General features: G+C 66.5%; 12 protein-coding genes. 7 read left to right on the top strand and 5 right to left on the bottom strand.

Annotated elements, in window-relative coordinates:
* Window positions 1-41: 41 nt before the first annotated feature.
* From VT85_RS15150 to VT85_RS15170, 5 genes are all read left to right on the top strand, one after another.
* A complete protein-coding gene (locus tag VT85_RS15150) occupies window positions 42-605 on the top strand; it encodes a hypothetical protein (protein WP_068416837.1) in 564 nt (187 codons plus the stop codon).
* Window positions 606-749: 144 nt separating this feature from the next.
* Window positions 750-2,225, top strand: coding sequence for a M48 family metallopeptidase (locus tag VT85_RS15155; RefSeq protein ID WP_068416840.1), 1,476 nt, complete (start codon window positions 750-752; stop codon window positions 2,223-2,225).
* 152 nt (window positions 2,226-2,377) lie between these two features.
* Window positions 2,378-3,994, top strand: coding sequence for an ATP-binding protein (locus tag VT85_RS15160; RefSeq protein ID WP_068416843.1), 1,617 nt, complete (start codon window positions 2,378-2,380; stop codon window positions 3,992-3,994).
* Between the two features lie 76 nt (window positions 3,995-4,070).
* Window positions 4,071-5,471 carry a sigma-54-dependent transcriptional regulator gene (locus VT85_RS15165; RefSeq protein ID WP_197490737.1) on the top strand — a complete coding sequence of 467 codons (1,401 nt, stop codon included), beginning with the start codon at window positions 4,071-4,073 and terminating at the stop codon, window positions 5,469-5,471.
* A gap of 131 nt (window positions 5,472-5,602) precedes the next feature.
* Window positions 5,603-7,078 (top strand): hypothetical protein, encoded by a 1,476-nt coding sequence (locus tag VT85_RS15170; protein WP_197490739.1) that lies wholly within the window; start codon window positions 5,603-5,605, stop codon window positions 7,076-7,078.
* A gap of 36 nt (window positions 7,079-7,114) precedes the next feature.
* On the opposite strand, the gene rnhA is transcribed toward VT85_RS15170, so the two are convergent.
* Window positions 7,115-7,606, bottom strand: coding sequence for a ribonuclease HI (rnhA, locus tag VT85_RS15175; protein WP_068416848.1), 492 nt, complete (start codon window positions 7,604-7,606; stop codon window positions 7,115-7,117).
* Window positions 7,607-7,734: 128 nt separating this feature from the next.
* The gene (gene lexA, locus VT85_RS15180; protein ID WP_068416853.1) at window positions 7,735-8,343 is read right to left on the bottom strand and encodes a transcriptional repressor LexA; all 609 of its coding nucleotides are present in this window, start codon (window positions 8,341-8,343) and stop codon (window positions 7,735-7,737) included.
* Between the two features lie 281 nt (window positions 8,344-8,624).
* On the opposite strand from lexA, the gene VT85_RS15185 reads away from it, so the two are divergent.
* Window positions 8,625-9,413: a PIG-L deacetylase family protein gene (locus VT85_RS15185; protein ID WP_068416856.1), complete on the top strand. Its 789-nt coding sequence runs from the start codon at window positions 8,625-8,627 to the stop codon at window positions 9,411-9,413.
* A 15-nt stretch (window positions 9,414-9,428) separates the two neighbouring features.
* Here VT85_RS15185 and accD read toward each other — a convergent pair whose 3' ends face one another.
* Entirely contained in the window at window positions 9,429-10,274 is an 846-nt protein-coding gene (gene accD / locus VT85_RS15190) for an acetyl-CoA carboxylase, carboxyltransferase subunit beta (RefSeq protein ID WP_068416859.1), read from the bottom strand.
* A 100-nt stretch (window positions 10,275-10,374) separates the two neighbouring features.
* On the bottom strand, window positions 10,375-10,974 hold the full coding sequence (locus VT85_RS15195; protein WP_068422086.1) for a histidine phosphatase family protein: 600 nt from the start codon (window positions 10,972-10,974) through the stop codon (window positions 10,375-10,377).
* A 445-nt stretch (window positions 10,975-11,419) separates the two neighbouring features.
* Here VT85_RS15195 and VT85_RS15200 point away from each other — a divergent pair, with 445 nt between their 5' ends.
* Complete coding sequence (locus VT85_RS15200; protein ID WP_068416862.1) at window positions 11,420-13,192, top strand: DUF885 domain-containing protein; 1,773 nt, start codon at window positions 11,420-11,422, stop codon at window positions 13,190-13,192.
* 146 nt (window positions 13,193-13,338) lie between these two features.
* On the opposite strand, the gene VT85_RS15205 is transcribed toward VT85_RS15200, so the two are convergent.
* Window positions 13,339-14,472 (bottom strand): hypothetical protein, encoded by a 1,134-nt coding sequence (locus tag VT85_RS15205; protein ID WP_156512885.1) that lies wholly within the window; start codon window positions 14,470-14,472, stop codon window positions 13,339-13,341.
* Window positions 14,473-14,617 lie beyond the last annotated feature (145 nt).

Raw genomic sequence — 14,617 nt, forward strand, 5'->3', positions numbered from 1 at the left:
CTTCTCCCGCTTCGGTCTGTTCCTGGAGGGAATCGGGACGAATGATCCCCGCGCCTCGTCGACGAGCCTGGACGATCCTCGCCCTGGCGTGCGCCGCGGCCGGATCGGGGTGCAGCCAGTTCAGCTCGCGTCAGCGGGTCGAGGAGAGCCGTCGTTACATCCAGGCCCTGCGCTCGGAGAACGACCAGCTCAAGGATCAGATCCTGGCCTTCCGGAACCAGAACCAGGACTTCTCGGAGCGGTCGGTCGACGACGCTCGCCGCCTCGCCGTCCAGAGCGACACCATCGAGGGGCTTCGCCGCAGCGTGCACGCCTACCAGGCCGAGCACGACGAGTTGAAGACCGCCTTCCGAGAGCTGCGTGACAGCCTGCCCTCGGCCGTGCGGTCCGCCATGTCCGAGTCTGGAGCCCGCGTCGCCCTGGATACCGACCGAGCCTCGGAGGTGAGCGACGTCACGCCCCCGACGCCGGTGGCCGCCCCACGTCAGGAGCGCAGGAAGCCCGTCGCGACCGAGCATGAGGCGACCGAACGGCCCCGAGGCGAGTGGGGCCCCGCGTCGTCGCCACCCCGGCGCGACGAGCCGAGCCTCGATCCGTCCCCTTGACGTGACCGGGATCCGGCTTGGATAATTCCGCGGACGTCGGGCGTGATCCCTTGGGGACGTCCGAGAACCGCCCCAGCCGTCCGCTCCGGCCCGGGGGCCGTCCGCCTTTCGGCCGGCGGCGGTCGACCTCGCCCCCAGGCGCCCATGATACCGATCCCGCTTCTGATCGCGCTCTTGCTGGCCTTCGGCATCGAGTCCCCCTCCTCGCCTCCTGACGACGTTCGAGGGACGATCGCCGGAGCCGTCGGGGCGGCGCTCGGGGTCGCCGCGGTCTCGTTCGCCCTCGGGTTGTGGACGGCCTTCCGCGTGCGCCGCCGGGGATTCGCCACCGTTCGGGTGCGGCGGTCCTTCGTCGCCGGCTCCCGACTGCTGAGCCTGGCGACGGTGGCCGCCTTCGGCTGGATGATCCACTTCGGGGGGTGGCCGGGGCTCGTGCTGGGGACCTGGGGGTGGCGGGGTTCGATCCTCGTCGACGATGCGCTTCTCATCGCCCCGTTCCTTGCGATGCAACTCCTCTCCTGGTGGGGGACGTTCTACGGCGAACGCGCGATTCATGGGCTTCCCCCCTCGCACGTGGGGTATCGGGTGGGCCGTCACCTCTACCTTCGGGAGCGGCAGTCGCTAGCCCTGGTCCTGCCCATCGTCACGATCTTCGTCATCCGGAACGACCTCCTCGGCCGACTCTGGCCGTCCTGGCAGCAGAACCCGTACGCCGAGACGGCGGAACTCGCCGTGCTGGGCGTCCTCGTCCTGGCGGTCTCTCCGGCCTTCATCCGACTGGCCTGGCCGACCCGTTCGCTCCCCGACGGTCCGCTGCGACGACGACTGGAGGCGGTCGCGCGACGATCGGGGTTCCGTTTCGCGGACGTGCTGGTCTGGGACACCGATCACACGATGATCAACGCTTGCGTGACCGGCATCTTGCCCCGATTCCGCTACGTGCTGCTGTCGGACGCCTTGATCGACGCCCTGACCCCACTGGAGATCGCGGCCGTTTTCGGCCATGAGATCGGCCACGTCGCACATCGTCACCTGCAATATTTCCTGTTCTTCTTCGTGGGCTGCCTCGCCGTCCTGACGATGGGGTCGGAGGTCTTCGCCGGCCTGGAAGCCTGGATCGCGACCCTGACGACGGCCGATCCCGCGGCCCCGTCCGCGTTTCGCGACGTGATCGAGGGGCTCGTCGTCCTGGTCGCGGTCGGCCTGGCTTTTGGGACGGTCTTCGGCCACCTCTCCCGGCGATTCGAACGCCAGGCCGACGTTTACGGCTGCAAGGTCGTCTCGTGCGGCTCGGCCGACTGTCCGCACCACTTCGACTTCGACGAGTTCCCCGAGAGCGGCGACACGCCCATCCGGAACGTCTGCCCCACCGGGGTGCGGATCTTCGCCGACGCGCTGGCGTCGGTCGCCCATCAGAACGGGATCGACGCCGAGGCCCGCTCGTGGCGTCATGGGAGCATCGCCAGTCGAATCGCCTTCCTCCAGAAGCTGGCCGTCGCCCCGGAACGCGAAGCGGCGTTCCAGCGTCAGGTGCGCAACGTGAGGTACGGGCTTGCGGCCGGCCTGGCCGCCTCGGTCGGCCTCGCTGGCGCGGCGCACTGGTTCGGCGTCCTTCGCTGATCCGGCGCCGGGCCTCGGTTTCTTCGCGATGTCGCTTGAGTCGGATTTGAGCGATCTCGCGACTTCTGGTATAAGGTCTCGGCTCATCCCCGGATTGGCGACGGGGGACGGCCTGGATTGCCCGAGCCCACCAGCACGACAAGGAGGTCGTCATGGTCCGGTGGCCGATTCGCATCAAGCTCATGGTCGGCCTCTGCGTGGTCGTCGGGATGATGCTCATCCTGATGGGCGGCTCGATCTTCGGGCTGCATTCCTTCCACGTCAGCAACCTCTCGCTCACCGACCAGCTTCGCGAGTTGGGGGCGTCGAAGGACCTCATCGAATCGGTCTTCCGCCTGCATGCGCCTCGGGAGCATACCGCCCAGGAACGGGCCAACCTGATCGCATCGGCCGAGTCCGCCCGCGAGGCCCTGGCGGGGTACTTCCAGGAGCTGAAGCAGAACACCATGCGCGGGAATCGGGCCAACAGCGGCCTGGACGAGCTGGGGCTGTCGTTCCTGATGGACGACGGGTTGGCGGCGGTCCTCCAGGATCTGAGGCCGACCGACCCGCCGGTCGGTCCGGCGCTCCACGGCACAAGCTACTACGTCACGCAGCACCCGGAGATGCTCCCGCAGCTCGAACCGGCCACCGACCTGGCCTCGCGGATCGAGCGGCTGAAGCACATCGTCATGCTGCTCCCAAAAGAGTTGCACGAGGACTTTTTCGAGATTTTGTCGATGTCCAAAACGCAGTACCAGGCGAGCCGGGTCATCGTCTGGACGTCGGCCTTGATGGTCCTCGGCATGCTCTGCGGCCTGATGGCCCTGTTCCATCGTTGGGTGCTCAACCCGGTTCGGCTCCTCCAGCGCGGTGTGCGTCGGGTTGCGAGGGGCTCCTTCGACTACAAGATCGACCTGAACTCCGGCGACGAGATGGAAGACCTGGCCGCCGCCTTCAATGACATGACGGCGCGGATCAGCATGACATACGCGGAACTGGAACAGCAGGTCCAGGAGCGGAGCCGCGAACTCGTCCGCTCCGAGCGGCTGGCGGGAGTCGGGTTCCTGGCGGCCGGCGTCGCCCACGAGATCAACAACCCGCTCGCCTCGATCGCCTTCTGCTCCGAAGCCCTGGAAAACCGCCTGGGGGCCCTTGCCGGATCGGCCGACGACCCGGAGCACCGGGTCATCGGCAACTACCTCAAGATGATCCAGGAAGAGGCGTTCCGGTGTAAGAACATCACCGAGAAGCTGCTCGACTTCGCCCGTTGCGGCGACATCAAACGCGAGCGGGCCGACCTCCCCAGTCTGATTCAGGGGGTGGTCGACATGATCAGGCACATCGGGAAGTATCGCGGCAAGACCATCCAGTTTCAGCCGAAGGAAGCGGTCCTCGCCCATGTAGACAGCCAGGAGATCAAGCAGGTCATCCTGAACCTGGCCGTCAACGCCCTCGAATCGATGGACGCCGGAGGCGTACTGCGGATCGACGTCCGCTACGACCGGGGGATGGCCGAGATCGTCCTCGCCGACAACGGCTGCGGCATGTCGCCCGACGTGCTTGAGAACATCTTCGAGCCGTTCTTCACGCGGCGACGCGACGGCAAGGGGACCGGGCTGGGGCTTTCCATCACCCACAGGATCGTCAACCAGCATCACGGCGAGATCACGGCGACGAGCCCCGGAGAGGGCCGGGGGTCGACGTTCCGCGTCCGCCTGCCGATCCACCCGTCCGAGAAGGTCGAGGACGCTCCTCGCGAACTCGCCGCGCCGGTCCAGTTCGCCTGAGCGGGCCCTCGCGACCCGGTCGCGGACGCTCGCAGACATCGAAATCAACGCTCGGGAAGAGGTCAGGGAGGAAGCCATGATCGACAAGTCGCATCGCGGAGGTTTGCGGATCCTGTTCGCCGACGATGAGGCGCACCTCCGCGACCTGATGCAGATGGAACTGCCCCGCCTCGGCCACGAGGTCACCGTCTGTCCCGACGGCACCGCCGCCCTGAAGGCCCTCGATCGCGGCAGCTATGACGCAGCCCTGCTCGACATCCGCATGCCCGGGATCACCGGCATCGAGGTCCTCACGCAGATCAAGCAGATCAGCCCCGACACGCAGGTCATCCTGCTGACCGGCCACGCCACCGTAGACACCGCCGTACAGGCGCTCCGGCTGGGCGCGTTCGACTACCTGACCAAGCCTTGCAAATGGGCCGAGCTTGAGGTGCTGCTCAATCGCGTCGCCGAGCGCCGCGACCTGTCGAACAAGGCGGTCGCCCTGGAGAGCCGACTCAAGGCGGCCGAGGGGGCCCCGCTGATCATCGGCGAGACTCCGGCGATGCAGCAGGTCCGCCGCCTGATCGAGACCATCGCACCCACCGACGCCACGGTCATGATCCTGGGCGACACCGGCACCGGCAAGGAACTGGTCGCCCGGAACCTCCACGAGCGGAGCGACCGCTCGCAGCGAGTCTTCATCCCCGTCAACTGCGGCGCTCTGCCCGAGAGCCTCGTCGAGAGCGAGCTGTTCGGGCATCGCAAGGGGGCCTTCACGGGCGCGGAGTCCAACCGCAAGGGCCTGTTCGAGGTCGCCAACGGCGGCACGCTGTTCCTCGACGAGGTGGGCGAACTGGACAAGAGCGTCCAGGTCAAGCTCCTCCGGTTCCTCGAATCGGGCGAGATCCGCCGGGTCGGCGAGAACGAGCCGTTTCGCGTGGACGTTCGGGTCGTCTGCGCGACCAACCGCGACCTTCGCGAGATGGTCTCGAACGACCTGTTCCGCGAGGACCTCTTCTTCCGGCTCAACACCTTCGAGATCATCCTGCCGCCGCTCCGAGAGCGTCGCTACGACATCCCCGAACTGGCCCGCCACATGCTCTCGCGCTACGCGGCCCGGCGAGGGCTGACCGAGACCTCGATCTCGCCCGAGGCGGTGGAAGTCCTCACGGCGCACGACTGGCCCGGCAACATCCGCGAGCTGGCCAACGCCGTCGAGCGAGCCCTGATCCTCGCCGGCAACGGCCCGATCCGGGCCGAACACCTGCCGACCCAGTTTCCCGCCCGGAACCGCGTCCAGCACGGTTCGGCCCAGCCGATCGCCGCTCCCCATTTCGCCATCCCGGACGGCAACCCCACCCTCCGCGACATCGAGATGAGCTACATCCAGGTCGTCCTGGAAAAGCATAACGGCAACAAACCGGCCGCCTCCAAGGAGTTGGGGATCAGCCTCAAGACGCTGTACAACAAGATCAATCAGCTCCAGCAAATGTGATCCGGAGCGTCGCGGCCCCCGATTGGTCGTTCCCTTCCGCTCGCCCCCCGCCTACGATGAGGGTTGACGCATCTGTCGGGCACGAGCGAAGGGGGTGTACCGTGGGTCGTGACTGGCTTCGTCGGGATTTCTTGCGTTCGGCGTCCGTCGCGGGCGCGTCGCTGGGGAGCTGGGAGCTGTTGCGGGGGATCACGCCGGCGGCCGAGGACGCGAAGGTCCGACCCGACGCCGTGCGGCTCCGACCCGAGATCGAGCCTGTCGTCCGCTGGATCGAGGAGACCCCTCGCGAGGCGGTTTTCGAGAAGGCCGTCGCCGAGCTGAAGTCCGGGCTCTCGTATCGATCGCTGCTCGGCGGACTATTCCTGGCCGGAGTTCGGAATATCCAGCCCCGTCCGGTCGGGTTCAAGTTCCATGCGGTGATGGTGATCAACTCGGCCCACTTGCTAGGCCAGTCGGCTCCGACGTCCCAGCGGCTGCTGCCGATGTTCTGGGCGCTCGACAACTTCAAGTCGTCCCAGGCGAAGGACGTCGAGGAGGGGGACTGGACCCTCGGGTCTGTGGACGAGGGCCGCGTGCCGAAGCCGCACCGGGCGAAGGAGGACTTCGTTCGGGCGATGGAGGCCTGGGACGTCGACGGGGCCGACGTGGCCGTCGCGGGCCTCTGCCGAGGCTCCGGGGCCGCCGAGGCGATGGAACCCTTCTGGCGGATGGCCGTGCGCGATCAGCGCGACATCGGACACAAGCCGATCTTCGCCGCCCAGAGCTGGCGGACCCTCCAGGCGATCGGCTGGGAACACGCCGAGCCCGTGCTCCGGTCGCTGGCCTACGGCTTGCTCGACCTGCGCGGCGATCGTCCCGGACCCATCGGCCCCTATGAGGAGAACCTCAGGAACGCCGGCGAGATCGGGGCCGACTGGCAGGTCGGCCGCCCGGACCCCGACGCCACCGTCGCGCTCCTGACGATGCTTCGGGAGGCCACGCCGGAGGCCGCGTCGGCGGAGGTCGTCAAGCTGCTGAAAAGCGGGATCGACCCCGGGTCGATCTGGGACGCCGTGCTCCTGTTCTCCAGCGAATTGATGATGCGGAACCCCGGGATCATCGCGATCCACGCCACGACGGCCGCCAATTCGCTGCACTACATCTACGGGGCGAGCGGCGACGACACCACGCGCAAGCTCGCCTTGCTCCAGGCCGTCGGTTGGCAGCCGCTCTACCGCGAGCGGATCAAGTCGCCCAATCCGATCGCCATCGACGCGATCCCGGAAGACGCGCCGGTGTCGACCGACCTGGAGGCCGTCCAGGGAATCTTCGAGGCCGTCGGCAAGGACCGCGAGCGGGCCGCAGCCGAGACGGTCAGCTTCCTGTCGCGAGGTGGTTCCCCCCGTGAGCTGTTCGACGCGGCCTCGCGGATGATCTTCCTCAAGGGGACGGACAGCCACGACTACAAGTACGGAGCGGCCGTGTGGGAAGAGGCCCTGCACACGACCGACCCGAAATGGCGGCCTCGCCTCGCCGCTGCGGCCATGTACCACCTGCCGGGTGCGAGTCGGCCCGACAGCCCGCTCATGATTCGCGCCCGTGAGGCGGTCGCGAACGTTCTGGGCTGACGCCGAACTCGAAAATGCGGGACCGCCGACCGTCCGTCAGGCGGATCGGCCGTTCCGCTTCAGTTCCTTGTAAGCCTCGACGGCCATGCGGTCGCAGGCCTCGTTCTCGGCATGCCCGCGATGGCCCAGGACGTGGGTGACGCGAATCTGGTGACCGGCGAGCAACTCGTCGAGCCGCTTCCAGAGGTCCACGTTCATCACCGGCTTGAGGACGTTGCCGTCCTTCCGCTGCCAGCCTCGACGCTTCCAGTTGGGCATCCACTCCTTGATGCCCTTGGCCACATACTGGCTGTCGGTCACCAGTTCGACCTGGCATCGTCGCTTGAGCGAGGCGAGGCCCTCGATGGGGCCCATCAGCTCCATCCGGTTGTTCGTCGTCTCCCACTCGGCCCCTGAGGCCTCGCGCACCTGGCCGCTGGCGGGGTGCTGGAGGATGTAGGCCCATCCTCCGGGCCCCGGGTTGCCGCTGCAGGCACCGTCCGTGAAGAGCTTAACGAGGTCGGCGGGGGCCGAGGCGTCCGGTTCCATAATCGCTGTTCGATCCTTCAAGGGCCGCTCGCGGGTGAGCGGATCGACGTGAGCGGGCTCGGGAGACCCCTCCCGGCCGGTCCTTGATGATCGGAACAACGCCGGACGCCGTCAAGTCGACCCGTCGATCAGTATTTGCGGACGACGCCGACCAGGACGCCCAGGATGTCGACGTGATCACGGAAGATGGGCTTCATGGCCCGGTTGGCCGGCTCCAGCCGCACCCGGCTGCGATCGCGGAAGATTCGCTTGAGCGTCGCCTCGCCGTCCTCGTCGCGGACGGCGACGATCTGGCCGTCGCGGGCCTGATCCTGCTGCTTGATGATGACGAAGTCGCCGTCGGCGATATGCTCCTCGATCATCGAGTCTCCCGTGACCCGGAGCGCGAATTTCGAACCATCCTCGACCCAGTCGGAGAAGGTCAATTCGTCGTCCTGCTCGATCGCCTCGATCGGCTGGCCCGCGGCGATCCGCCCCACCAGCTTCAGGCCCGCCGCCTGCGGGAGCGTCGCCGGGTCTTCCAGGAGCTGGATCGCCCGAGACATATTCGGCTCGCGATGGATCAGGCCTTTCTTCTGAAGGGCCTTGAGGTGGCACATCACGCCGTTGGGGCTCTTGATCTGGAAATGGAGCCCGATCTCTCGGACCGTGGGGCCGTATCCACGTCCCTGAATCTTGCTTCGGATGAAATTGTAGATTTCGCGCTGACGCGCGGTGAGGGAGTCAACATCGGCCATCGAAGGCTCCGTTCAAGTGATGTCCGGCTTGGGACTGGGAGCCCGCATGCGTTATGGGACAGTCATAGCACACGGACGATCAGTAACTGACCCTTTGTGGCTAATGTACAGCGGTCGTCTAGCGCACGCCAGAACATTTTTCCAGCCGTGTCCCGCAGCCCTGCACAAGATCCTTTCATCGCCACGCAAGATCAAGGAAGGAATTGCCTTAGAGCTGGATGTCGGTTAATTTCGAGGGCCGTCGTTTTTTCCCACCGCAGGCGTATTCGGATCGATCATCGATGCACACGCAAAAGCACGTCCTCGCCATCCACGCTCATCCTGACGACGTCGAGTTCCAGTGCGCCGGGACGCTCGCTCTTCTGAAGCAGGCGGGCTATTCGGTCACGATCGCGACGATGACCCCGGGGGACTGCGGCAGCGCCGAGCACGATTGCGAGACCATCGCCGCGATCCGTCGCGGCGAGGCCAAGGCGGCGGCCGATCTGATCGAGGCCGACTACGTGTGCCTGGAGTTCCGGGACCTGTCGATCTTCAACGACGACGAGTCCCGGCGACGGGTGACGGAGGCTCTCCGGAGGATCCGTCCCGACGTGATCCTGACGGCGCCCCCGGTCGACTACCTCTGCGATCACGAGATGACGAGCCTGCTGGTGCGCGACGCCTGCTTCGCGGCGGGGTGCCCGAATTACGCCACCCGGCAATGGGAGCCGGCGAAAGCCCTGGATCGGATCCCCCACCTCTACTTCGTCGATGCGCTGGAGGGGATCGATCGCGACGGCCGTCCCGCGCCGGTGGACTTCCACGTGGACGTGACCGAGGTCTTCGAGGTCAAGCGGAAGATGCTCGCCTGCCACGCCAGCCAGCGCGACTGGTTGCTGCGGCAGCATGGAATCGACGAGTATCTGGAGAGCCAGAAGCGCTGGGGTGAGGTTCGGGGGAAGGAGATCGGGGTCGCGAAGGCCGAGGCTTTCCGGCAGTACCAGGGGCATCCTTACCCGCACGACAATCTGCTGCTGGAGCTGCTCGGGCAGGACGGGCGGGGCGGCCGGGCGGTCGCGAAGCCGTGAGCCGGCCGCCACGGGTCAGGGGGTGGTGTAGTCGATCAGCTGCGCGATCAGGCTCTTGAGGTCGCGCCGGTGGACGATCCGGTCGATGAAGCCGTGCTTGAGATGGAACTCGCTGGTCTGGAATCCCTCGGGGAGCTGGACGCGGACCGTCTGCTCGATGACGCGGGGCCCGGCAAAGCCGATGAGGGCCTTGGGCTCGGCGATGATGATGTCGCCGAGCGAGGCGAAGCTCGCGGCGACGCCCCCCATCGTCGGATGGGTCAGGACGCTGATGAACAGGCCGCCGGCCGATCGATAGCGGCCCAGGGCGGTGGAGACCTTGGCCATCTGCATCAGGGAGTAGATCCCTTCGTGCATTCGGGCGCCGCCGCCGGAACCGGAGACGATCACGAGCGGGAGCTTCTGGCGGGTGGCTTCCTCGACGGCTCGAGTCAGCTTCTCGCCGACGACCGAGCCCATGCTCCCCATGATGAAGCCGCTGTCGGTGATGCCGAAGACGATGCGGCGGCCCTTGATGAAGCCCTGGCCCACGAGAGCGGCCTCGTTGAGCCCGGTGCGGGCCTGCTCGGCCCGGACGCGTTCGGGGTAGGGGCGGCGGTCGTCGAACTCCAGGGGGTCGGCGGGCTGGAGGTCGGGGAACCAGTTCTCGAACGTGTCCTGGTCGAGGAGCTGACGGATCCGCTCGACGGCCGTCAGGGCCATATGGTGGTTGCATTCCGGGCAGACGCTCAGGTTCTGCTCAACCTGCTTGCGGAAGAGCGTCGCGCCGCAGCCGTCGCAGCGCATCCAGACGCCTTCCGGGACGCGCTTCGCTTCGAAGTGGCCATGCCAGGCGTGAAGGGGTCCTCCTTTGGCGGCCATGGGCGATCTGACTCCTGAGTGGATCTGAAGGTCTTACCGCGCACCCGCCATGCGCCTTGTCGCGCGGGACGTCCCACACTTTCCGGGCGGGGCGATCTTGTCAAGAGGAGCCGGGGCCGCCGAGGAAGTCGGCGGGGACCTCGATGCATTCAAATCCGCAGCAGGGGAGGAATTCATCGAGCTGGAGCCGGGGCACGCGTTTCAGGTATCCGGCGATCAGCCGTCCGATCGGCTCGCCGGCGACGAGTCCGAAGGCCTCGTCGGGGTGGCGACGGAAGAGGGGGCGGAAGGCTCCTCGAATCCGTTCCATGGCCTCCTCGATCGTTTCGCCCTGAGGGGGGCGGATGGTCCTGGGGTCGTCGATCCACTGGCGGAAGAGTTTGATGTTGCGTCGTCGGATCTCCTCGATCTGGAGGCCCTGCCAGAGCCCTTGATCGAGGTTCCGGAAGTCGTCGATCCGCTTGGGACGCAGTCCCAGCGCCTTGCCGACGATTTCGGCGGTGCGCACCACACTCTCGCCGGGCCCACAGTAGAGCGCGGAGAGGCGGGTCTGATCCTCGCGCACGGCCAGACGTTCCGCCAGCTCGACGACTTCGGTGCGTCCCTGGTCGCTCAGCGGGATGTCGAGCACGCCTTGCACCCGGTTCTGCTCGTCGTAGAGCGTGGCGCCGGGGCGGATCAGTAGAACCTGCGATGACATCGACACGGCCATCGTTTCTCGTCGAGATCGGCCTCGGCGTATTCGAGCACCGCCCCGTTGCGGCGGCGTCTCGCCCAGGTCGATCCCTCCTTGCACCTTTCAGTTGAGCCGGATTTCCACCCCAGGGTCACGATCTTGGCTCGCCGCGACAGGCCGAGGCGGAGGGGCGATCCCCTTCTCGAATCGGCGTCGCTTGATTCTCGAATCGGCGTCGCTTGATTTCGCGAAGAAGGAAGAGGCAGGACGGTCGGGAGCTTGGGCGGTGGATCCGATTGGTCGAACGATTCGGAAATCGAACCGATGCGATCGGGGGATGCGCCTTGGTTGACGGAGGATCAGGCCGCATCGTATGGTCTCGTTCTACCATTTTTGAACGGGCCTGACAAGATTTCGAATCGCCAGAGCGGCGAAGCGCGTCGGTCGGCCGTCGGGAGGGGAGAGCGCCATGAATCGGCTCTATGCGACGTGCCTCGTCCTGATGCTGGGACCTGCAGTCCTCGCGGGCCAACCTGCGGAGGAAGACGACACTCTGGCCGCTGTCTTCGACGCCCATCTGAAGGAGTCGTTTCGTCGCGAGCCTCTGTCCGCGACGAGGCTGGGCGAGCATGCCTACGACGATCGGCTCGACGACGTTTCGCCCGAGGCGAGGCGGTCGAACCTGGAGTTCCTCCGCGAGACGCTCCGAAAGCTGTCGAGCGAGGTCCGGCCTGACAAGCTCTCCGACGCGGGAAAGGTCGATTACGACGTCTTCCGGAGGCACCTTGAAGGGGCGATCTGGAGCCGTGAGACGTTCGATCCGTTCCGGGACGATCCGCGAATCTACGGCGATTACGTCGCCGAGAGCGTCTATCTGCTGCTGACGCAGTCGTCCCTGCCGCGCGAGGTGAATCGGCGGAACGCCCTCAAACGGATGGATCAGATTCCGCGCGTCCTGGAGACGGCCCGCGTGACGATCGGCCCCTCACCTCGGGTCAAGGTCGAGACCGCGATCCGCCAGACCGAGGGGGCGGTGGCCTTCTACAAGACGGATGTGTTTCGGCTCGCCGGCGACGAGCCGGGGGAGGGGGGGTTCGCCGGTCCCGCCGCGAAGGTGGTCGACGCCCTTGGGGGACACCTCGCGTTCTTGAAGGACGAGGTCCTCCCCAGGAGCCACGAGGACTGGCGGATCGGCCGCGACAAGTTCGTGAAGAAGCTCGATTACGAGCTCGACGCGGGCCTGTCCGCCGACGAGATTCTCGCCGAGGCCGAACGCGAGGCGTCCCGCGTCGAATCGGAGATGGCCGTTCTCGCTCGGCAGCTCTGGGCGGTGTCTTTCCCGGGCGAGGTCGTCCCTCCCGATGACGACGCGGGCCGTCGAGCGATGATCCGTCGCGTGCTCGCCAGGATCGGCGACGACCACGGCACCGCCGAGACCCTGGTGGCGGACGCCCGATCGACCGTCCAGGAGATCCGGAAATTCATCACGGAACGCAAGATCCTGGCCCTGCCGGAGCCCGACCAGCTCCGGATCATCGAGATGCCCGAGTTCTTGCGGGGGAACTCCGTCGCCTATCTCAATCCCGCGCCGCCGCTCGACGCCCGGGGGTCGAGCGAGTACGCGATCAGCCCGCCGCCTTCCGATTGGAGTCCCGCCCGGGCCGAGAGCTTCCTCCACGAATACAACCGGGCGATGCTCAAGATCTTGACCGTCCACGAGGCCTATCCCGGTCATTATGTCCAGCTGGAATACAGCAATCGCTGTCCCAGCCTGATCCGTCGCGTCCTCTCGTCCGGGACGTTCGCCGAGGGCTGGGCGGTGTACACGGAGCAGATGATGCTCGATCAGGGATTCGGGGCCGGCGATCTCGTGCTTCGGCTCCAGCAACTCAAGTTTTATCTTCGGGCCGTGGTCAACGCGATCCTCGATTCGGAGATGCACCGCGGCGGGATGACCGACGACCAGGCGCGCGAGCTGCTCGTCGGCCGGGCGTTCCAGACCGAGGGGGAAGCCGAGGGGAAGATCATCCGGTCCAAGCAGTCGTCCTGCCAGCTCTCGACCTACTTCGTGGGCCGTACGGCGTTCACCCGCCTCCGCCGCTCGATCCAGCGCGAGCAGGGCGAACGGTTCGACCTGGCCGCATATCATGAAGCCGTGCTTTCCGAGGGAACTCTTCCGGTTAAGCACCTTCCTCAGCTCGTGCGGACGAGGCTCGGCCTCGCACCCGAAGAAATTCGCTGAAACACCTGCCGGGTCGTTCCAGATCGGGCTTTTCAGCAAGCCGCCGAGGCGTCCGAAGATGTGAATAAGAAAAGGCCCCGCTCGCGACGAATACGTCGCGAGCGGGGCCTGATTGGAAGATCGACCGAGTTCCGGCGCTGAGAGCGTCAGGGCTGCGGGGCCGGGGGGGCCGGCGTGGGCTTCTTCTTGCCTTCGATGTACTCGTCGCCCATGGCCGAGAAGAAGTCGTGGGGTTGGGCCTTGGAACTGGGCGACGTGCGATCCCCAAGCTTAAGGTCGGCGAGCAACCGGTCGCGGACTCCGTCCATGGTCGGGAAGAGCTCGGAGTAGGCAGTCCGCTGCGGAGGGGTGACGGCCGGGCCGAAGCGCAGGTTGAAGGTGTGCATGAAGCCGAGCAGGTTGCCGATGTTGGTCTTCTCGATGTTCTTCAGCTCGTTGAGCACCTGTTCGATCTCGGGCTTCTCCAGCAGCCGGACCATGGCGACGAGGGTCTTCGCGAAGTTCTGGGCGTCGATGTCCTCGCGCTTGTTCTCCAGCGGCATCTCGGTCAGCTTGCTCTTGATCCGCAGGGCCACGCCGCGAAGCTGCTCGAGGGTCTCGTTCGAGATTTCGCCGTCCTGGTTCTCCTTGCGGGCCTGATCGACGAGCTTCTCGAAGTCCTTCTGTTCAGGTTCGAGCCTGGGGTCGCGCAGCCGGGCGGGCCAGGTCGCGGCGTCGCGAATCTTGGCCAGGCTGATCGTGATCGCCTCGGACGCGTTGACGAAGGGGATCTGACGGATCAGGTCGGCGTCGACCGGCGCGTCGATCGACCGCAGCGCCGAGGGGGGGATTCGCGGGTCCGAGAGCTGGTCGAGGATCGCGTTCAGGGCGTCCCCTTGCTGGACGTCCCGCGGGCTCGGATTATTCTGGATCCGGTCCATCTGCGCGTTGAAGGCGTCTTTGTTGCGGGCGATGTTGATGTCGCGACGGCCGTAGTACTGCCGGGTGGCTTCCTTCTGGGACTCGTAGACGTACTCGTTCCATCGCATCACCGTATCGGTGTTGATGGAGTTGGCGACGGCGGTCTTCTCGTTGTAGACCCCCGCCCCCATGTTGAACATGCCGAGGCCCTGGGCGACGCTCCCACCGACGGTTGAACCGGCCCCGCCCCAACCTCCCCAGCCATAGCCGCCGTAACCGCCGGGGTAATGGCCGTAGCCCCACTGGGCGTGGGCGTCCACGGGCGAGAACGCCAGGGCGATCGCCAGTCCCAGCGCTGCGGGAATCATTCGTCGAATCATGTGACTACCTCTCGGGTGATCTCGGCGACGGCGAAGCGAGTTCAGTGGACGCGAATCGGAGTCCGGCGCGGTTCCACCCGAAATGACGCGGGGGCTCGCCGTTCGCCCCGCTCGGGGCCGCCACGAGCGGCCTTCGATCGCGAGG

It is taken from the genome of Planctomyces sp. SH-PL62, from assembly GCF_001610895.1.
Taxonomy (GTDB): domain Bacteria; phylum Planctomycetota; class Planctomycetia; order Isosphaerales; family Isosphaeraceae; genus Paludisphaera.